Origin of the sequence: Nocardia sp. NPDC051750 (assembly GCF_044453135.1) — a bacterium.
GTDB lineage: Bacteria > Actinomycetota > Actinomycetes > Mycobacteriales > Mycobacteriaceae > Nocardia.
On record NZ_JBITCK010000007.1, the window covers coordinates 379,873 to 399,043 of the forward strand.

Below are 19,171 nucleotides of genomic sequence, written 5' to 3' on the forward strand. Positions count from 1 at the left end.
TCGGCGGCTACGTGAATGCGTGTACCGCAGCTGCTTTCGGCTACGCCCGTTGTCGTAACCGAGACACCATCGGGTGGCGCCGGTCAGGATCGGTGACGACGTTTCGATCGGTCCGCGACGGAATTACGACGCGGTATCACACAACCCGGTCTGGTAGGCGATCACGACCAGCTGCGCGCGATCACGGGCCCCCAGTTTCACCATCGCGCGGCTGACATGGGTGCGGGCGGTGGCCGGGCTGAGGAACAACGCGGCACCGATCTCGTCGTTGTTCATACCTCGGCCGACCAGCGCCAGCACCTCGCGCTCGCGATCGGTCAGCACCGCGAGCCGGTCCTCGGCGGACCTGTTCGCCCGGCGCTGCGCGGTGAACTGGCCGATGAGACGGCGGGTGACCCGCGGCGCCAGCAGCGCTTCACCGGCGGCGATCACCCGGATGGCGTGCAGGAGTTCGGCGGGACCGGCGTCCTTGAGCAGGAATCCGCTCGCTCCCGCCTGTAAGGCCTCGAAAACATTGTCGTCGGTGTCGTAGGTCGTCAGGATCAGTACCTTGACCTGCTCCAAGCCCGCGATCCCGGCAATCTGTCCGGTGGCGCGGATCCCGTCCAGTTTCGGCATCCGGATATCCATGAGAACGACATCGGGGCGGGTCGCGCGAGCCAGCTCCACGGCTTCCGCACCGTTCGTGGCCTCACCGACGACCGTGATGTCCTCTTCGAGATCGAGCAGGACTTTGAAACCGGACCGGACCAGGTGTTCGTCGTCGGCGAGGAGAACCGTGATCGGGTGGGTGGCGGTCACAGGCGTGACCCGACCGGCGCGAGCGGCAGACTGGCGACGACCTGGAATCCCCCGCCAGGACGGGCCTTCGCCTCCAGATCGCCCCCGAGCAGTTGACAGCGTTCCCGCATGCCGACGATCCCGCGGCCGGACGTGCCCGAGTCGCCGGTACGAGCATCGCTGCCGGGATCGCGGCGACCCGCGTCGATCACCCGGATGTGCAGCGCGTCGCCATCGGGTTCGACCGCCACAGTCACCCGCGTGGCGCCGACGTGCCGGATCACATTGGTGATCGATTCCTGCACGATCCGGTAGGCGGCGCTGCCGACCGCGCTCGGTAACGCCGGAACCGGTGCCGGCTGTTCGAATTCGATCTCGAGCCCCGCATCGCGGGCCTTGGTGGTGAGTTCGTGGATCTGGTCGAGACCGGGATAGGGCTCGCGCTCGTCCCCGTCGCGCAGCACACCGAGAACGGCGCGCATTTCGTGCAGGGCCCGCGAACTGGTCTGTTCGATGGTGCGCAGCGCCTCCCGCGCCTGCTCCGGCCGTTTGCCGAGTACATGCGCGGTCACCCCGGACTGGACATTGATGATGGCGATGGCGTGCGCGACGGTGTCGTGCACTTCCCGGGCGATCCGCAGCCGTTCGGCATCGACCCGCGCCCGCGTCTCCGCCTCGCGCGAGCGTTCCGCCCGCTCCGCCCGCTCCTGCGCGTCGGCGGCCATCACCCGGCGCGACCTGGCCGATTCGCCGAGCATCGTGCTGATCACCGACGCGCCGATCCGGAAGAACACCCAGCCGATGGCCGAGACCGGCTCCACATCCGCACCGGCGATCAACCAGCCCACCGACAGCACCGCGATCCCGGCCCCCGCGATCCGCAGCGACCGTTGCCCGTCGCCGTAGGCGGCGAGCGTGTACAGGGCGACGAAGAGCCCGAGGTAGGACATCCGGTCGGGGAAATCGAACGCGAAATAGATCAGGCTGGCCACGCCGGTGATCGCGAACACCGCGACGGGCCGCCGCCTGCGCGCCACCACCGCCAGCCCACTGATGATCAACAGGAAATACCCGACACCCGAAACCGGTGTCGAGGCCGGTTCGACCGGTACCGGAATCATCGCGCTGAGCACCTGGATCACCGTGACGAACAGCGCCAGCGCCACATCCGGAAACCACTCGGGCCGTCGCGCGAACCCGGCGGACAGTTGTCGTGACACCGCCCGCAACTCCATGTCGTGACAGTACGTCATCCGCGGTGTCGCGTGCTCCCCTTCCATGCGCAACCGGGTACGGCGAGCGACGTAGCCGAAAGTGTTGCTCCTACGTGCATTCGCGTACGGCTTCCACCGCCGAACACGGCGGCACCATCCTCAGCGGGTATTCCGGCTCCTCCTCGTCGCGGCATCCGGCGGGCGGGCCGAGCCGCAGCGGGTCCGGGCATGCACCCGGCTGCGCGCGGAGGTTGACCCTGACGCAGGGGCAACCTCGCACTATGGTTCGCATGACAAGTAGCGCCGTCCACCACTTCACGGTCCACCACGACGGAGTCGCGATTTCGGCGAGCTGTGGCGGCCGTGGACGCCCCCTCGTCCTGTGCCCCGGGCTGTCTTCCACCCAGGCCGGACTGCAGGAGCTGATCGAACTGCTGCGATGCGACCACGATGTGGTGACTTTCGACCTCAGCGGACACGGTTCGACCTCGGCTGCCGAGCAGTACTCCTTTGCGGCATTCCTCGGGGATCTGACCGCAGTGATCGCGGAACTCGAAGCCCTCGGTCTGTCTGCGGCGCCCGTGTTGGCGGGCTACTCACTGGGTGCGGATCTGGCCGTGCAGTACGCCGCCGATCATCCCGGCGCTGTCGCCGGCCTGGTACTCATCGACGGGGGGAACCCGGTGCCCGAGCCCTTCATCCCGGCGGCCGATGTACCGGATTTTCTTGCGATGTGGGAAAGCTCGGTCGCCCCGCCCGGGAGCGGTGCCGCGGACGACGCGGCCCGGCGCGTGCGCCTGACCGCGCGGGAAATACTCGAACTGAACCTCGAACTCGATGTGCTCCGGACCGGAACACTCCTCGGCCTGTACCACGACGTGACCGCGCCGATCAGCATGATCATGTCGACATCGATGGCGGGCACCGGCATCGACGGGGCCACGCAGGGGCGCAACCGGAATTGGCGTGCCGGTATCGAGCGGCTGGTCCGGACGCACCCGCAGATCGCCGCCATCTGGCTGGAGGCCGATCATCAGCTGGTCGTGACCCACGCGCCGGAAATCGCCCGGATCGTCACGGACCTCACCGGGCTGCTTCCCGGCAGACCGCCTGGTCAGGGACACTGACCCGATGCTGACCATCGGCGAGCTGGCGTCGTATGCCGGAGTGACGGTTCGTGCGGTACGGCACTACCACGCCAAGGCGCTGCTGCCGGAGCCGGAGCGCGACCACTCCGGCTACCGCCGATACGACGCCGGCGCCGTCATCGCACTGATCAAGATCCGGACCCTCGCCGAGGCCGGTGTTCCGCTGGCACGCGTACGGGAACTGCTACGAGCCGACGAGGCGGAGTTCGCCGCCGCGGTCGCCGATATCGATGCGCGCCTGCGCGCGGAGATCCGGGAGCGGCAGCGCCGCCGCGAGCGGATCGCCGGCCTCACTGCCGGAGACGGCCTGGTATTGCCACCGGACGTGATCGGTTTCCTCGAACGGCTCCGCGCGCTGGGGGTCGACGAGCGGATCGTCCGCTTCGAACGCGACGGGTGGATCCCGTTGGCCGCACACTCGCCCGAGCGGATCCCGGAGTGGATCGCCCGCAAACAGGACCAGCTGGCCGACCCGCGTCTCGCCGACTTCTACCTCACCCTCGGCCGGGCTCTCGACCTCACCGACGACGACCCGGCACTCGTCGACCTGGCCGATTCGATGGCCGCCTACCTCACACAGCTGGCCGACGAGCGCGGGGAGGACTACCTCGACGACTCCGAGCTGGAGCCGCCGTTCGCCGAGCTACTGGACTCGATGGCGTTCGACACCGCGCCACCGGCCCGCCGGCTGGTCGAACTGCTCCGGAAACGCGGCTGGACAGGTCTGACCAAACTGGGCCGCGCCGATCCGGACCCGGCAGATCGATTCCGGCAGGATCGCCGGGGTGATGACGCAGAAACAGCGGATGCTGAGTGGGGAACTCTACCGGGACAGTGATCCGGAACTGGTCGCGGAACGTCGTGCCTGCCAGAGCCTGCTCGATCGCTTCAATGAGACGAGATCAGGAGAAGAGACCGAGCGCCGCGTGATTCTCGAGGGACTGCTCGGCGCCCTCGGTGAGGGCTCGTGGATCATGCCGAGGTTCCAGTGCGATTATGGCCATTCGATAGAATTGGGGCGCAACAGCTTTCTGAACTACGACGCGATCGTGCTGGATTGTGCGCCGGTTGTGATCGGTGACGATGTCTCGATCGGCCCGCGTGCGCAGCTGTTGACAGCCCTGCACCCGATGGATGACCACGAGCTCCGCCGGCGGCGATGGGAGACCGCGGCGCCGATCACCATCGGCGACAATGTCTGGCTCGGCGCGGGTGTCATCGTGTGCCCTGGCGTCACGATCGGGGCGAACACGGTCGTCGGCGCGGGCAGTGTCGTGACCAGGGATGTGCCCGCGCAGGTGTTCGCCGCGGGCAATCCGTGCCGGGTCATCCGGCAGCTGTCCCCGGCGGCGGAGTCAGGGTTTCAGTCGTAGTTGGTTCAGTGCGGGTACCGCGCGGTGAATCGTGCAGAAGTCGCGGTCGTTGTGGACGACAACGGCGTCGTGACGCAAAGCCGTTGCCGCGATCTGGATATCGGTGGTCTGCGCGCCACGTCCCGCACCGATCTTCCACAGTGCGGTCCGGATCCGGCCCACCTCTTCCTCGACTCCGCCATCGGTTTCCAGCCAGTGGAAGACCGAGCCGTACAACTCGGTGATGAATATCAGATCCTGCCTGTTCCGAGCGCTGAAGCGAGCCTCGTCCATGGTCACCATCGACGAGCACAGGACGCCCTCGACTGCCAGCCGATCGATTGCGAGCTTTGCTGAACTGCTGGTTCGATAGTGCGACATCAGCGAGTGGTCGATCAGATACAGGGGCCGCGCGAACGGCGATGTCACTCCGCGTTACGCCGTTCGTCTGCAAGTTCGTCCGCAGTGAGGAAAGGATTGTGGTCCATCCGAGACAGTCTGCTCAGCGCTTCGCGTTGCCGGTAACCTTGGACGAGTTCGGACATCGCCAGATTGATCACCGCCTTCTTTGTCGGAAGGCCGGTCAGCCGGAGCGCTTCATTCAAGACCTCGTCGGGGATGTTCACCGTGGTTGCCATCGGGCTCCTTGGATATTGCGAAATGCTCGTATTCATAATACAGATGATTCGTAATATCCGCTTCGATGGATGGCCCGGTGGAGCGAGCCGATCGATCAGATCTCAGCGAGGCCTTCGCAGCAGCTCATGGAAACCCGCCGGAGAATCACGACGCCGGGCCGCGAACCACCTCGGGAGGGGTCGCGGCCCGGCGTCGGGCGAGTCGTTGATCAGGAGGTCGGCAGGAAGGCCTCGTCGATGATCTCGGCCTGCTCCACCGCGTGCACCTTGTTCGAACCCGAGGACGGGGCCGACATGGCGCGGCGGGAGATCCGGCGCAGGCGGCCGAGCCGCTGGGGTAGCAGCTCCGGCAGGTTCAGGCCGTAGAACGGCCAGGCACCCTGGTTCGCCGGCTCCTCCTGGACCCAAGCGATTTCGGTAGCGTTCGAGTACCGCTCCAGCGCCTCGTTCAACCGGAACTTCGGCATCGGATAGAGCTGCTCGACGCGGACGATGGCGACATCGTCACGCTTGCGCTTGGCCTTCGCGGCGGCCAGCTCGTAGTACAGCTTGCCGCTGGTCAGCAGGATGCGCTTGACCGCGCCGCGGTCGCCGATGCCCTGCTCGTAGGTGGGCTCGTCGAATACCGAGCGGAACTTGGACTCGGTGAAATCCTTCAGATCGCTGACCACGGCCTTGTTGCGCAGCATCGACTTCGGGGTGAAGACGATCAGCGGGCGGCGGATACCGTCCAGCGCGTGCCGGCGCAGCAGGTGGAAGTAGTTCGCCGGGGTGGACGGCACGGCGACCGTCATCGAACCCTCCGCGCACAGCTGCAGGAACCGCTCGATCCGGCCCGAGGTGTGGTCGGGGCCCTGACCCTCGTGCCCGTGCGGCAGCAGCAACACGACCTCCGACAGCTGGCCCCATTTGGCCTCACCCGAGGAGATGAACTCGTCGATGATCGACTGCGCGCCGTTCACGAAGTCACCGAACTGCGCCTCCCACAACACCAGTGCGTCCGGGTTACCCAGCGAATAGCCGTACTCGAAGCCGACGGCGGCATACTCGCTCAGCGCCGAATCGTGCACGGCGAACCAGCCCGGGTTGGCGCTGTTGATGTTGTGCAGCGGGGTGTACTCGGCGGCGGTCTTGCGGTCGATGATCACCGAATGCCGCTGCGTGAAGGTGCCGCGGCGGGAATCCTGACCCGTCAGCCGCACCGCGCGACCCTCGTCGATCAGCGTGCCGAAGGCCAGCAACTCGGCGAATGCCCAGTCGACCTTGCCCTCGTACGCCATCTCGCGGCGCTTCTCCAGCACCGGCTGCACGCGCGGGTGCACGCTGAAGCCGTCGGGCACGTTCAGGAACGCGTCACCGATCCGCTGCAGCACCGACTTGTCGACGGCGGTGAGCACGGTGGACGGGATCTGCTGTGCGTCCTCCACCGACTCGCTCGGACCCTGCGGGTATTTCTCCAGCTCACGGACCTCGTTGAAGACCCGCTCCAACTGGCCCTGGTAATCGCGCAGGGCGTCCTCGGCCTCTTTCAGCGAGATATCACCGCGGCCGATCAGGCTCTCGGTGTAGCTCTTGCGGACGCTGCGCTTGGTGTCGATGACGTCGTACATGTACGGCTGTGTCATCGACGGGTCGTCGCCCTCGTTGTGGCCGCGGCGGCGGTAGCAGATCAGGTCGATCACCACGTCCTTGCGGAACTTCTGCCGGAAATCGACAGCCAGGCGGGCCACCCAGTCGCAGGCCTCCGGGTCGTCGCCGTTGACATGGAAGACCGGGGCGCCGATGAACTTGGCGATATCGGTGGAGTACTCGGTCGAGCGGCTGTTCTCCGGCGCGGTGGTGAAGCCGATCTGGTTGTTCACCACGATGTGGATGGTGCCGCCCACGCGGTAACCGCGCAGACCCGACAGGTTCAGCGTTTCGGCGACCACGCCCTGACCGGCGAACGCGGCATCACCGTGCAGCATCAGCGGCACGACCGAGAAGCCCTCGTCGCCGTCGCCCTTGTCCAGCAGATCCTGCTTGGCGCGCACCAGACCCTCGAGCACCGGGTCGACCGCTTCCAGGTGCGACGGGTTGGCGGTCAGCGAGACCTCGATCTCGTTGTCGCCGAACATCTGCAGGTAGGTGCCGCGTGCGCCGAGGTGGTACTTCACATCGCCCGAGCCGTGCGTGGCGGCCGGGTTCATATTGCCCTCGAACTCGGTGAAGATCTTCGAGTAGGGCTTGCCGACGATATTGGCCAGCACATTGAGCCGGCCGCGGTGCGGCATACCGATGACGACCTCGTCGAGCGAACTCTCGGCGCACTGGTCGATCACGGCGTCCATCATCGGGATCACCGATTCGGCGCCTTCCAGCGAGAACCGCTTCTGGCCGACGTACTTGGTCTGCAGGAAGGTTTCGAACGCCTCGGCCGCGTTGAGCCGGTTCAGGATGTACTTCTGCTGGGCGACCGTCGGTTTCACATGCTTCTGCTCGACCCGGTCCTGGATCCACTTCAGCTGCTCGGGTTCCAGGATGTGGGTGTATTCCACACCTACATGCCGGCAGTAGGCCTCGCGCAGGACCGACAGCACATCGCGCAGCTTCATGCGCTCCTGGCCGTGGAAACCACCGACATTGAACTCGCGGTCCAGATCCCACAGGGTCAGCCCGTGCTGGATGACATCCAGATCGGGGTGGCTCCGGAACTTCTCTTTGACCAGGCGGAGCGGATCGGTATCGGCCATGAGGTGGCCGCGGTTGCGGTAGGCCGCGATCATCTCCAGCACGCGGGTGCTCTTGTCGACCCCGCGCTCCTGGATGTCCTTACGCCAGCGGATGGGCTCGTACGGCACGCCCAGGCCGTGGAAGATCTCGTCGTAGAACTCGTCGGCGATGAGCAGCTTGTGGATGGTGCGCAGGAAGTCACCGGATTCGGCGCCCTGGATGATGCGGTGATCGTAGGTCGAGGTCAGGGTCATGAGCTTGCCGATGCCGACCTCGGCGATCCGCTCGTCGCTCATTCCCTGGAACTCGGCCGGGTATTCCATGGCGCCCGCGCCGATGATCGCGCCCTGGCCCTGCATGAGCCGCGGGACGGAGTGCACGGTGCCGATGGTCCCCGGGTTGGTCAGCGAGATGGTGACCCCGCTGAAATCCTCGGCGGTGAGTTTGCCGTCGCGGGCGCGGCGGACGATGTCCTCGTAGGCGGTGTGGAACTGCCCGAAGGTCATCTCCTCGCAGCCCTTGATGGCCGCGACCACCAGGGAGCGGCTGCCGTCCTTACCGGGTAGGTCGATGGCCAGGCCCAGGTTGGTGTGGGCGGGGGTCACCGCGTTCGGCTTCCCGTCGACCTCGGCGAAATGCCGGTTCATATTCGGGAAGGCCTTCACGGCCTGCACGATCGCGTACCCGAGGAGATGGGTGAACGAGATCTTTCCGCCGCGGGTACGGGCGAGGTGATTGTTGATGACGATCCGGTTGTCGATCATCAACTTGGCCGGTACGGCCCGCACACTGGTAGCGGTCGGGATGGCCAGCGACGCCGACATGTTCTTGGCGACCGCCGCGGCGGCACCGCGCAGAATCTTCTTCTCTTCGGCGGCCGGCGGCTTGGGGGCGCCCGAGGTGGGGGCGGCGTTGGACGTCGGTGCCGGGGTGGTCTTGGGCGCGCGCTGCTGCTGCGCTGTCGCGGCCGTCTTCGCGGCGGTGGTGGCAGGCGTGGCCGGTTTCGGCGCGGCGGCCGGAGTGGCCGCACTGGCCGGCGCGGCAGGCGCAGTGGCGCGGGTCTGCACGGAGGACGCCTCGGCCGGTACGGGGGCGGAGTTCACCGCGGGCCGCGCCGCCGGCGCCGCGGGCTGGGAGTTGCTACCGGGTTCACCGGAGGTCTCGGGGGTGTAGTCGGCGAGGAACTCGTGCCAGCTGGCGTCGACCGAGGATGGATCCTGTTTGAACTTCTGATACATCTCGTCGACCAGCCACTGGTTCTGACCGAACTGGGATTTTGAGCTGCTCACAGCAGGTGTTCGCCTCATTTCGTTCTTCGCGCTGCGACGTTTGTGACGTGCCCGGCACCGGGGATCGGCGGATAGGTACCGATACGCCCTCTGACGAGGATAGGCCCCCGTGCCCATCGGTAACGCCACCGACTACCGCTCTCTACCCCGACCTCATAGTTGACGACCCGTCTCGTACCGAGAATATTCCTTCCGCATTACCGGCAGCTGTCCAGAGGCGGGCATACTCCCCGCCCGCCGCCAGCAACTCCTGATGCGTACCCACTTCGACTATGCGACCACGGGCGACGACGGCGATGCGATCGGCGCGCGCCGCGGTGGCCAATCGGTGCGCGACGACCACGGTCGTCCGATCCCGAGCCAGCGAACCCGTCGCTGCCAGCACTTTCTCCTCGGCATCGGGATCGAGGGTGGCGGTGGCCTCGTCGAGCAGCAGGATATCGGGGTCGACCAGCTGGGCGCGGGCGAGCGCGATGAGCTGGCGTTGGCCGGCCGAGAGCCCGCGTCCGCGTTCGCCGACAGCGCGGTGCATCCCACCAGGCAACCCGGCGATCATCTCCGCCGCGCCCACCGCCCGGGCGGCCGCGGCGATCTCGGATTCGGTGGCGGATGGTTTCCCGAATGCAATGTTGCTCGCCACATCGCCGGTGAACAGGTGAGCTTCCTGCGGGACCATCCCGAGCCTGGACCGGTACCGGTCCAGCCGATAGTCCCGGATGTCCACGCCGTCCGCGCGGACGACGCCGGTATCTGAGTCGGCGAGGTCGTAGAGCCGGGCCAGCAGTTTGACGATGGTCGATTTACCGGCCCCGGTCGCGCCGACCAAGGCGAGCGACTGTCCGGGTGCCACCGTCAGATCCACCGCGTCCAGCGCGGGCCGCTCGGTGCCGGGGTAGCTGAAGCGCACCGCGTCGAGCGCCAGATCGCCGCGCAGACCGGTGGTGATCGGATCGGCGCCGGCCGGGTCGGCCCGGATGGACGACGGAGTGCGCAGGAGGTCGCCGATCCGCCGAAGCCCGACCCGCGCCTGCTGGTATCCGTCGAAGACCTGCGACAACTGCTGTACCGGGCCGAACAGCAGTTCCAGGTACAGCACGAAGGCGATGAGGGTGCCGGCGCTCGTCTGACCGGCGGCCACCGCGTGCGCGCCGGTGAGTATCACCAGGGCCAGTGCCAGATCGGTCCACGAGGCCATGAAGGCGAAATACAACGCGATGGCCCGCTGGGCGCGCATCCGGCTGCGCCGGTAGCCCGCGGAATATTCGGCGAAGCGGTGCGCGGCGCGGCGTTCGTGCCGGTAGGCCTGGACGGCCCGCAGCCCGGCGACGTTCTCCTGGAAGTCGGCGTTCACGGTCGAGACGCGTTCCCGGGAGATGGTGTAGGCGACCGAGGCCACCCGGCGGAAGATCACGGTGGCGATGATCAGCGGCGGGAGTACTCCGAGCAATACCACCAGGGCCAGCCGCAGGTCGATCACCAGGAGCGCCACCGCGATCCCGGCCAGCGACAACGCGCTCACCATGGCGGTCGAGACACCGGTCTGCAGGAAGGTGGACAGCGCGTCGACATCGGTGGTCATCCGGGTCATGATCCGGCCGGACAGTTCCCGCTCGTAGTAGTCCAGCCCGAGCCGCTGCAGGTGGGCGTAACTGCGGATCCGCAGTCCGTACAGCACCCGCTCCCCGGTCCGGGAGGTGAGCAGGGTGGTCGCCGCGGCCACTATCCAGCCGGCCAGGACCAGCGCTGTCCCCAGCAGCGCGGACACGAGGAGGGCGGAGGGGTCCGATCCCGCCACGCCGTTATCGATCGCATGCCGTACCAGGGGCGGGAACCCGATCCCGATGAGCGCGTCCAGGGCCAGCAGTGCGACCGAGGCCAGCACCAGCGTGCGCACCGGCCGCAACAGCCGGGCCAGCCGGAACCCTGGATCCGGTTTCCGCAGCCGGGCCGGATCCAGCCGGGGTTGTTCGTCAGCCGCTGGTAGGCGTTCGATTTCGCGCCGGAGTTCGGGTGTTTCGCTCAGGTTCGCGGCGGCGGCGAGCCGGTCCGTCGAGTTCGTGACCGGTACCCGGTCGGCCGCGGTGACCGGACCGGCGGCCACCGCCGTCTCCGGGTCCGGCAGGCGGATCACCCGGTCGGCGTGGGCGAGGGTGGATTCGCGATGCGCCAGGATGATCGTGGTGCGTGCCCCCCGGTCGGGCAGTGCCCCGAAAATGGCGGCTTCGGTCACCGCGTCCACCGCCGAGGTGGCGTCGTCGAGTACCAGGATGCGCGGCCGGGCCAGCAGCGCCCGGGCCAAGGCGATGCGCTGCCGCTGGCCGCCGGACAGTGTGAGACCGCGTTCGCCGACGACGGTGTCGTAGCCGTCCGGCAGCGCCTCGATGAATTCGTCGGCGGCGGCCTGCCGGGCGGCTTCCCGGATCTCGGCGTCGGTGGCCTCCGGCCGGCCCAGCGCGATATTGGCCGCGACGCTCGAACTGAACAGGAACGGGTCGTCGAACACCACCCCGACGGCCGCGCGCAATTGCCCCGCGGCGACCTCGGCGATATCGACCGTCTCCGCGTCGGCGCCCAGCAGCCGGATCCGGCCGGAGTCAGGGGCGTAGAACCGGGGCAGCAGCAGCGACAGGGTGGTCTTCCCGGATCCCGCCGGGCCGATCACCGCCACTGTCTCGCCGGGCCGCACCTGGAGATCGAGATCCCGCAGGATCGGCTGGCGGGGGTCGAAGCCGAAGGTCACCGAGTCGAGTTCGATCCCCAGCGGCCCGTCCGGTACGGGGACCGGATGCGGTGGGTCGGCCACTGCCGGACCGGCATCGATCACCTGGTACACGCGTTCGGCAGCGGCCCGGGTGAGCTGGGCCAGAATGATCACCGAGGCCATGGTGCGAGCGGTGGTGGTCATGGTCGTGACATAGGCGCTGAAGGCGAGGAAGGTGCCGAGGCCGATTGAGCCGTGCAACGCCAGCCAGCCGCCGAGCGCGATCACCACCACCAACCCGGCCTGCGGGATCGCGGCCAGTGTGGGCGAGAAGCGGGCATTGATCCCGGCAGCGCGCATCCGTTCGCCGAACAGCCGCCGTCCGTGCTGCTCCAGCACATCGACCATGCGGGCTTCCTGGCCGAATCCCTTGACCACCCGGACCCCGGTGACCGTCTCCTCCACGTGCTGGGCCAGTTCGGCGGCGCGCTGCTGGGCAGACCAGGTAGCCGCATGTAACCGGGGCCGCATCCGGTACACCACCGCGATCACCAGCGGCACCATCAGCAGCGCGGCCGCGGCCAGGGGTGGTGACAGCCACAGCATGACGCCGGCGGCGAGGACGAATTGCAGCAGCGACATCCCCGACAGCGGGGCCATGGCCAGCAGGCTCTGCACCAGCTGCAGGTCGGTGATGGAACGGGAAACCACCTGGCCGGTGCGCAGGGCGTCCTGACCTGCGCCGTCGAGCCGCTGCAGCGATCCGAGCAACTGCAGCCGCAGCCCGTGCTGAACATCCAGGGACAGTTTCCCGGCCAGCATGCGCCGCCCGAACGAGGCGGCGAACCGGCCGGCCGCGAGCATTGCCAGCAGCGCGGCGACGATGCCGATGACCTGGGTCGCGCCCGTGGTTGCCGAATCCACCGCCCATTTGGTGAGCAGCGGGGCCACGATCTCGGCCGCCGCACCCGCTATCAGCGCCAGCGCGATACCGGCCAGGGTGCCGCGGTGCTGCCGGCATTCCGACCACAGCCTGCGGATCCACCCCACCCGCGCACTGCTGCCACTCATCTCGTGTCCATCGGGTATGTGCGGGGGCCCTGCGTGGTTACGCTTCGCTGCCGCCTCCGGGCCTGACCCGCTCATGCTGTGTCCATTGGGTATGTGCGGGGGCCCTGCGTGGTTACGCTTCGCTGCCGCCTCCGGGCCTGACCCGCTCATACCGCCTCCCACTGCACCTGCCGTCGACCATAACGACGCTCACCGACAGGGACTTGTTCCCGCCGGGTGTACTGGGTCGCGTCAGAGTTCGGCTCGGCGCAGCGACCACCAGCTCGCGGCGCCGATACCGACGGCCCACAGCAGCAGCACCACGATCGCCGCGGGCGCCGGGGCGATCAGATCGCTGTCGGTGAAGGACCCGGAGAAAACGGTGCTCAGCGTGGCCGATCCGGGCAGCAGAGTCGAGGCCCCCGGGATACCGATACCCGCGGTCACCACCCAGAGCAGCGGTTCGGCGAGCAGCATCCAGCCGAGTACCGACCCGATCGCGAGCGCCGGCGACCGCAGCAGCAAGCCGATCCCGGTGCCGATCACCGCCCAGCAGACAGCGGCCACCAGCCCACCCCCGAGGACCGCGAACAACGAACCGGTGAACTCGAATTTGTCCCGTCCGAACAGCAGCATGACGAGCACAGCGACGATCTCGACGGCCAGCCCGGTCGCGAGTGCCGCTAGGCCGGTGACAAGGAACTTCGCTCCGGCCAGCCGGTCCCGGTCGACGGTGAACAGGGCGGTGATCACCAGGGTGTCGTGCTGGTGTTCGCCGGCCGCGCCCGCCGCGCCGAACACCGCCGATCCGATGATCACAGCGAACAGTGCCAGGTAGAGCCCGATGGTCGCGGTACCGGTCACCGGATCGCTCTGCGGGTCGCGTGGTCCCGCCAGATACGCGCTCATGGCGGGAGCCACGACCGCCACCGCCAGCGCCAGCCCGGCGAGGACTTGCGGGTAGCGCAGGGTGACGGCTTTGCGGTATTCGGAGCGTACGGGCGGAATCAGTTCCGCGGGTACCAGGTCGATCATCGAGAAACCCCGTACGGCAGAGAGGCGGACGGCATACCGGGGCCGGCCGGCCGGGCCGCCGCGGCGTGCGTGAGCGAGGCGAGCACCCGGTCGGGATGGATATGGTCGGCCATGATCCCGTCCAGCCGGACCTTCGCCGCGCGGGCGGCCTCGACGATATCGTCCTCGGTCGCGCCCGCCACGGCGAGTTGATCATCGGGCCGGATGACCGCGTCGGTGAAGCCGCGGGCCGCCAGCGCCGTGGCCACCGCGATCGACGACGATGACGCGACCACCAGCCGGTCCGGGTTGCGTCGGCGCAGCCGGGTCGGGCTGCCCTGATAGGCGACCGTTCCGGCGCTCAGCACGACCAGATGGTCGGCGATCGGCAGCGCCGTGACCAGGCTCTGCGCGGTGAACAGGACGGTGCCGCCGCGGCGGGTGTGGCTGCGCAGGAAACCCTGCAACCAGGAAATCTCGCCCAGCTGCATACCGGCCGCCGGATCGTCGAGGATCAGCAGGCGCGGGTCGCCGAGCAGTGCGGTCGCCAGTGCGGTGCGGGTCGCTTCGCCGGGTGTCAGGTCGTCGGGAACGGTGCGGGCGCGATCGGCCAGGCCGGTGGTTTCCAGCACGGCCGCTACCCGGCGGTCCGGATAACCGCCGGCGGCGGCGTAAACCCGCAGATGGTCGCGGACGGTGCGCCGGGGGTGCAGCCCGCGGGGAGCGAGGACGGCGCCGACCGCCGAACTGCCGCGCCCGCCGGCCAAAGTCACCGATCCCGCGGTGGGTGGAAGCAGCCCCAGCAGGACCGACACCACCGTGGACTTTCCGGCGCCGGGCGGCCCGACAAGTGCGGCGCACGTCCCCGACGCGATATCGAACGACACATCCTGTGCGCCGGTAGCGAAGTCCGGGTAGCGCTTGGTGAGGCCGCGGACCGTGATCGCCGGAGTCATCGGGGATCGGCCGGGGGCCGGCGGTGCTCGATGGGCAGCGGCGCGGGTTCCGGCGACCGGAGTTCCGGATCGTGCGGTGCCGGCGCGCTGCCCGGCTTCTCCGGCGCGGGCGCGATATCGAGTGCGGGCGCGATATCGGCGTCCACGATCATTTCGTCGGCGAACCGGTGGGGCGCCGTGCCGAATGCCTTGCGGGCGTTGTTGATCGTGGCCTTGCCCAGGGCCCGGTTACCGACACCGCCGATCACGGCACCGATACCGGCGGGCACGATCTTGCCCGCCATCAGCGCCGCACGTTTGGTGAGGAACCGGACGATGAATCGTTTGAGGAGGGAATCGTTCATCCCGGACAGGCCCGGAATCTTGTTCGCGAAGACGGTGCCCCAGTTCTTCGCCGAACTCCCGACACTCTTCTGCACGATCTCCATACCGCTGTCACCGAGAACCACGGCCAGCACCATGGCTCGCCGCTGCGCGGTGTCCTCCGGCTTGACCCCGTGCACCGCGGCCACCGCGAGGGTGAACAGCGCCGAAGCCTCCATGAAGAAGGTGGTCTCGGCGCTCACCGCGGCGAGGGCGGCGATCGTACCGACCCCGGGCACCGCGGCCGACGCTCCGACCGCGCTACCGCTGCCGGTCACCGCCAGCAGATATTGGCGCTCCAGGCGTTCGACGATCTGTGCGGGCGTCTCCTCGGGATGGGCCCGCCGCAGTCGCGCGACGTACTTGGCGACGGCGGGTGCTTGTAGCCGGGAACCATGGTCGAGAGCCTCGATCACGGCTTTTTCCACTGCCCCGTTACGCACGGCGTCATCCTCCTTTGCGGGCACTGTGCACTGTATGGCACGGACCCTACGTTCGTACGGACTGACAACGGATTACCCGCTCCCAGGGTTCCGATGCGGGCCCGCCGCACCCACTCACGGAGTGCGGGCTACCGTCGTTCGCGATTCACAGCGGGCCGTGTCCGGCCGGCACCACCTCGGCCGGGGACGGGGCCTCCGGTGGGGTGCCGTCGCCGAAGGGGCGGCCGCCGAGTGCTTCGCGGCCGTGGGGGGAGAGCCAGTTGGACAGGTCCGGGCCCTTGGGGACCACCTGGGTGGGGTTGATATCCGTGTGGACCTTGTAATAGTGGTCCTTGATCTGCGCGAAGTCGATCGTGTCGCCGAAGCCCGGAGTCTGGAACAGGTCCCGGGCGTAAGCCCACAACACCGGTATTTCGGTGAGTTTGCTCCGGTTGCATTTGAAATGGCCGTGGTAGACCGGATCGAAGCGGACCAGGGTGGTGAACAGCCGGACATCCGCTTCGGTGATCGTGTCGCCGACCAGATAGCGCTGCCCGGCGAGGCGGTCGGTGAGCCAGTCCAGGGCGGTGAACAGCCGGTCGTAGGCCGCGTCGTAGGCGTCCTGGGAGCCGGCGAAACCGCAGCGGTACACGCCGTTGTTCACCTCGCGGAAGACCCTGGCGTTCACCTCGTCGATTTCGGTCCGCAGGTGCTGCGGGTAGAGCTGCGGGGCTCCGGCCCGGTGGTGTTCGGTCCATTCGAGGGAGAAGTCCAGGGTGATCTGGGCGTAGTCGTTGGTGACGACCTGACCGGTCGGCACATCGACCACCGCCGGCACCGTGATACCGCGGGGATAGTCGGGGAACCGCGCCAGGTACGCGTCGCGGAGCCGGGGGATGCCCAGGACCGGATCGACGCCGCCGGGGTCGAGGTCGAAGGTCCAGCTGAGCTTGTCATGGGTGGGGCCGCACAGGCCCAGTGAGATCGCCGATTCCAGGCCCAGCAGGCGGCGCACGATCAGCGTGCGGTTCGCCCACGGGCAGGCCCGGGCGGCCACGAGCCGGTAGCGACCCGGTTCCACCGGGTAACCGTCGCGGCCGTCGGCGGTGATCCGCGTGGTGATGTAGTTGGTATCCCGCTTGAATTCGCCCGGTTCGACGTAGCTGCCCTGTTCCGTTTCGGTCATGTCATCAGTCTGGCAGGGGTGGGCCATAAGCTGCTTCCATGAGCGCTACCAAACCCACTCGACTGGAACGTTCGGTTACTTCCGGCGGCGCCGAGGTCGCCACCCTGACATTGGCGGCGCCGCCGCTCAACCTGTTCGACACGGCGATGTTCGACGCGCTGGCCGCGGATATGGCCGAACTCTCCGCGCGCCCGCCGCGCGCGCTGCTGATCCGGGCGGAGGGCAAGGTTGTCTCCGGTGGCGTCGATGTGCACAGTTTCGACGGGCTGACCGCCGAACAGGGTGCGCAGTTGTGGCAGGAGCTGTTCGACCGGATCAGCCATCCGATCGAGGCGCTGCCGTGCCCGGTGCTGTTCGCCGCCCACGCGCTCACGCTCACTGCCGCGTTCGAGATCGCCCTGGCCTGCGATCTGATCCTGGCCGCGCCCAAGGCGAAGTTCGGGCTGGTGGAGATCGTGGTCGGGCTGACCCCGTCGATGGGTGGGCCGCAGCGGCTGGCCGAGCGGGCCGGGTCGGGGCGGGCGCGGGAGCTGGTGATGACCGGCGACCTGTACGACGCGGCCACGATGCTGCAGTGGGGTGTGGTCAACCAGATCCACGAGGATGTGGATGCCGCCGCGGTAGCGCTCGCCCATCGGCTGGCCGAGGGGCCGACGCGTGCGCATGCGGCCACCAAACAGATCGTCGAGGCCTGGCGCTCCGGCGGCGTCGCGCACGCGGATTCGGTGACGCCGCAGGTCTCCGGCGAACTCTTCGAGACCGAGGATCTGCCGCGCGCGGTCCGCAGTTTCCTCGAGGTGGGGCCCGGTAACGCGACCTATCTCGGTCGCTGAGTTGCGGGGAAGTTGCCGGTAAGAGACTTCTGGATCTCGATTCGGCCTGATTCCTGAACTCCGCACCCATTTTTGTGATCTGGGTCATATAGTCACAGGTGCCTGACTGTTCGTAATCACAGGTGCCTCACTGTTCGACTGCGCGGAGGTTCGATGCAAGCCGGTACGACCACGACCATCGGGCCATCGGTCAGTCCGTTTCCCCTCACGATGCCCGGTTCCCATGGCGACGGGCTCGAACTCGTGGAATTTCCTGTCGCCGACCTCGGGTCGGCGGCGCCGCTCTCCCGTGGCGCGGACGGCATCCTGCGGTACGGCAATCTCAGCCCCGCCCTGACCGAACTGCTCGACCTGCAGGTCCACGCGTTCGCCAACCGGGACGCGGTGGTCGAGGTCGGCCGGGGCCGGCTCACCTACCGCGAACTCTGGCATTCCGCGTCGCGGGTCGCCGGTGGGCTGCAGGAGCACGGGATCGGCTACGGCGACCGGGTCGCCGTGCATATGCCGCCCGGGGTGCGCTGGGTACAGGCGTTCCTGGGCGCGCTGCTCAGTGGCGCGGTGCCGGTGCTGGTGCACGACGGGCTGGCGGGCGGGGTGGCCGAGCAGGTCCTCGCCGACAGCGATGCCGATTTCGTACTGGGTTCACCGCAGCGGGGATGCGGCGCGACCCGCGGTGCCGGGCCGTGGTCGGCGGATCTTCCCGACGGCGCCGCGTTCATCGACGACGGCGCGGCGCTCCATGATCTGGCGCTGCTCTGCTACACCGCCGGCGCCGGCGCGGACGGGACACCGACCGGTGTCGAACTCACCAACGAGAATCTGCTGTCGGCCATCCGGTCGATGGTGGCGGCGCTCGATCTGCCCACCGACGGGATGCGCAATCTGGTTCTGCAGCCGCTCGCCCATGCCAGCGGGTGTGTGGATCAGCTCCTGCCGACCTTCGCCGTCGGCGGCACGGTGGTCCTGGCGCACGGCGCCGCGGGGGTCGCCCGGGCCATCGCCACCGAACAGGTCGATACCGTGGCCGGGAGCGCTCGCATCCTCGGTGGACTGCTCCCGGAACTCGCGGCGGGCCGGGCCGGTGGATTGCGGACCGAGGGTGTGATCCGGATCAGCACGGCCGATCACCGTCTCACCACCGGGTCCGAGGGCCGGGCGGCCGGTCCGGCGTTCGCGCAGGATGTCTGCGAGATCTTCCCGTCGGCACGGCAATGGTCGGTATGGGGGGCCACCGAGACCAGTGGGATCGGCCTCGCCCTCGGGCCCACCGCGGGCCCGGCCGACGGTGTGGACAGCACGGTGCTGGGTTTTCCGTTCGGCGGCACCGAACTGGCGCTGTGCGGGCCGCGGGCCGCATCGGGGCACGGTGAGCTGCTCTGCCGTGGACCCAATGTGACCCGGCGGTACTGGAACGATCCGCAGCGCACCGCCGACCGGTTCACCGGCAGCTGGTTCCGCACCGGCGACCAGGTCAGTATCGGCCGGGACGGGCTGGTCCGGCGGAGCGCCTGAG

The 19,171-nt window shown here is 68.3% G+C and carries 15 protein-coding genes; 5 read left to right on the forward strand and 10 right to left on the reverse strand.

Translation table 11 applies throughout. The features are described from left to right. Nucleotides 1–123 precede the first annotated feature (123 nt). Together ACIA75_RS29705 and ACIA75_RS29710 are read right to left on the reverse strand one after the other, a co-directional pair. Entirely contained in the window at nt 124–801 is a 678-nt protein-coding gene (locus ACIA75_RS29705; protein WP_397109833.1) for a response regulator, read from the reverse strand. After that, a complete protein-coding gene (locus tag ACIA75_RS29710; protein WP_397109836.1) occupies nt 798–2,015 on the reverse strand; it encodes a sensor histidine kinase in 1,218 nt (405 codons plus the stop codon). The genes ACIA75_RS29705 and ACIA75_RS29710 overlap by 4 nt, the downstream gene beginning before the upstream one ends. A gap of 269 nt (nt 2,016–2,284) precedes the next feature. On the opposite strand from ACIA75_RS29710, the gene ACIA75_RS29715 reads away from it, so the two are divergent. Genes ACIA75_RS29715 through ACIA75_RS29725 form a run of 3 tightly spaced genes read left to right on the forward strand, consistent with a single transcriptional unit; the run spans nt 2,285 to nt 4,515 of the window. Further along, entirely contained in the window at nt 2,285–3,121 is an 837-nt protein-coding gene (locus ACIA75_RS29715) for an alpha/beta fold hydrolase (protein ID WP_397109838.1), read from the forward strand. A 4-nt stretch (nt 3,122–3,125) separates the two neighbouring features. Beyond that, a complete protein-coding gene (locus tag ACIA75_RS29720) occupies nt 3,126–3,980 on the forward strand; it encodes a MerR family transcriptional regulator (RefSeq protein WP_397109840.1) in 855 nt (284 codons plus the stop codon). Next, nucleotides 3,931–4,515, forward strand: a complete 585-nt coding sequence (locus ACIA75_RS29725; RefSeq protein WP_397109842.1) for a sugar O-acetyltransferase — start codon at nt 3,931–3,933, stop codon at nt 4,513–4,515. The genes ACIA75_RS29720 and ACIA75_RS29725 overlap by 50 nt, the downstream gene beginning before the upstream one ends. Here the strand turns inward: ACIA75_RS29725 and ACIA75_RS29730 are convergent. The 8 genes from ACIA75_RS29730 to ACIA75_RS29765 all read right to left on the reverse strand — a co-directional run bounded on the left by ACIA75_RS29730 (nt 4,498) and on the right by ACIA75_RS29765 (nt 16,825). Further along, nucleotides 4,498–4,923, reverse strand: coding sequence for a type II toxin-antitoxin system VapC family toxin (locus ACIA75_RS29730; protein WP_397109844.1), 426 nt, complete (start codon nt 4,921–4,923; stop codon nt 4,498–4,500). The two genes, ACIA75_RS29725 and ACIA75_RS29730, sit on opposite strands and share 18 nt — an antisense overlap. Beyond that, the gene (locus tag ACIA75_RS29735) at nt 4,920–5,132 is read right to left on the reverse strand and encodes a type II toxin-antitoxin system VapB family antitoxin (protein ID WP_357237476.1); all 213 of its coding nucleotides are present in this window, start codon (nt 5,130–5,132) and stop codon (nt 4,920–4,922) included. Before ACIA75_RS29735 ends, ACIA75_RS29730 begins: the two co-directional genes overlap by 4 nt. A 209-nt stretch (nt 5,133–5,341) precedes the next feature. Next, nucleotides 5,342–9,151 carry a multifunctional oxoglutarate decarboxylase/oxoglutarate dehydrogenase thiamine pyrophosphate-binding subunit/dihydrolipoyllysine-residue succinyltransferase subunit gene (locus ACIA75_RS29740; protein ID WP_397109847.1) on the reverse strand — a complete coding sequence of 1,270 codons (3,810 nt, stop codon included), beginning with the start codon at nt 9,149–9,151 and terminating at the stop codon, nt 5,342–5,344. 124 nt (nt 9,152–9,275) lie between these two features. Further along, the gene (locus ACIA75_RS29745) at nt 9,276–12,905 is read right to left on the reverse strand and encodes an ABC transporter ATP-binding protein (RefSeq protein WP_397109849.1); all 3,630 of its coding nucleotides are present in this window, start codon (nt 12,903–12,905) and stop codon (nt 9,276–9,278) included. A 231-nt stretch (nt 12,906–13,136) separates the two neighbouring features. Beyond that, complete coding sequence (locus tag ACIA75_RS29750) at nt 13,137–13,919, reverse strand: ABC transporter permease (protein ID WP_397109851.1); 783 nt, start codon at nt 13,917–13,919, stop codon at nt 13,137–13,139. Continuing rightward, nucleotides 13,916–14,854, reverse strand: a complete 939-nt coding sequence (locus ACIA75_RS29755; protein WP_397109854.1) for an ATP-binding cassette domain-containing protein — start codon at nt 14,852–14,854, stop codon at nt 13,916–13,918. The genes ACIA75_RS29750 and ACIA75_RS29755 overlap by 4 nt, the downstream gene beginning before the upstream one ends. Further along, complete coding sequence (locus ACIA75_RS29760; protein WP_397109856.1) at nt 14,851–15,660, reverse strand: hypothetical protein; 810 nt, start codon at nt 15,658–15,660, stop codon at nt 14,851–14,853. Before ACIA75_RS29760 ends, ACIA75_RS29755 begins: the two co-directional genes overlap by 4 nt. Before the next feature lie 145 nt (nt 15,661–15,805). Further along, nucleotides 15,806–16,825 carry a glutathione S-transferase family protein gene (locus ACIA75_RS29765; RefSeq protein ID WP_397109858.1) on the reverse strand — a complete coding sequence of 340 codons (1,020 nt, stop codon included), beginning with the start codon at nt 16,823–16,825 and terminating at the stop codon, nt 15,806–15,808. A 38-nt stretch (nt 16,826–16,863) separates the two neighbouring features. Here ACIA75_RS29765 and ACIA75_RS29770 point away from each other — a divergent pair, with 38 nt between their 5' ends. Further along, nucleotides 16,864–17,658 (forward strand): enoyl-CoA hydratase/isomerase family protein, encoded by a 795-nt coding sequence (locus tag ACIA75_RS29770; protein WP_397109860.1) that lies wholly within the window; start codon nt 16,864–16,866, stop codon nt 17,656–17,658. A gap of 210 nt (nt 17,659–17,868) precedes the next feature. After that, a complete protein-coding gene (locus ACIA75_RS29775) occupies nt 17,869–19,170 on the forward strand; it encodes a class I adenylate-forming enzyme family protein (protein ID WP_397109862.1) in 1,302 nt (433 codons plus the stop codon). Nucleotide 19,171 lies beyond the last annotated feature (1 nt).

Excerpts from the sequence above, each read along its gene's own strand:
- ACIA75_RS29770 (WP_397109860.1), top strand. The coding sequence starts at position 16,864 with ATGAGCGCTACCAAACCCACTCGACTGGAACGTTCGGTTACTTCCGGC.
- ACIA75_RS29755 (WP_397109854.1), bottom strand. The coding sequence starts at position 14,854 with ATGACTCCGGCGATCACGGTCCGCGGCCTCACCAAGCGCTACCCGGAC.
- ACIA75_RS29750 (WP_397109851.1), bottom strand. The coding sequence starts at position 13,919 with ATGATCGACCTGGTACCCGCGGAACTGATTCCGCCCGTACGCTCCGAA.
- ACIA75_RS29715 (WP_397109838.1), top strand. The coding sequence starts at position 2,285 with ATGACAAGTAGCGCCGTCCACCACTTCACGGTCCACCACGACGGAGTC.
- ACIA75_RS29765 (WP_397109858.1), bottom strand. The coding sequence starts at position 16,825 with ATGACCGAAACGGAACAGGGCAGCTACGTCGAACCGGGCGAATTCAAG.
- ACIA75_RS29775 (WP_397109862.1), top strand. The coding sequence starts at position 17,869 with ATGCCCGGTTCCCATGGCGACGGGCTCGAACTCGTGGAATTTCCTGTC.
- ACIA75_RS29745 (WP_397109849.1), bottom strand. The coding sequence starts at position 12,905 with ATGAGTGGCAGCAGTGCGCGGGTGGGGTGGATCCGCAGGCTGTGGTCG.
- ACIA75_RS29740 (WP_397109847.1), bottom strand. The coding sequence starts at position 9,151 with ATGAGGCGAACACCTGCTGTGAGCAGCTCAAAATCCCAGTTCGGTCAG.
- ACIA75_RS29735 (WP_357237476.1), bottom strand. The coding sequence starts at position 5,132 with ATGGCAACCACGGTGAACATCCCCGACGAGGTCTTGAATGAAGCGCTC.
- ACIA75_RS29710 (WP_397109836.1), bottom strand. The coding sequence starts at position 2,015 with ATGGAGTTGCGGGCGGTGTCACGACAACTGTCCGCCGGGTTCGCGCGA.
- ACIA75_RS29725 (WP_397109842.1), top strand. The coding sequence starts at position 3,931 with ATGACGCAGAAACAGCGGATGCTGAGTGGGGAACTCTACCGGGACAGT.
- ACIA75_RS29720 (WP_397109840.1), top strand. The coding sequence starts at position 3,126 with ATGCTGACCATCGGCGAGCTGGCGTCGTATGCCGGAGTGACGGTTCGT.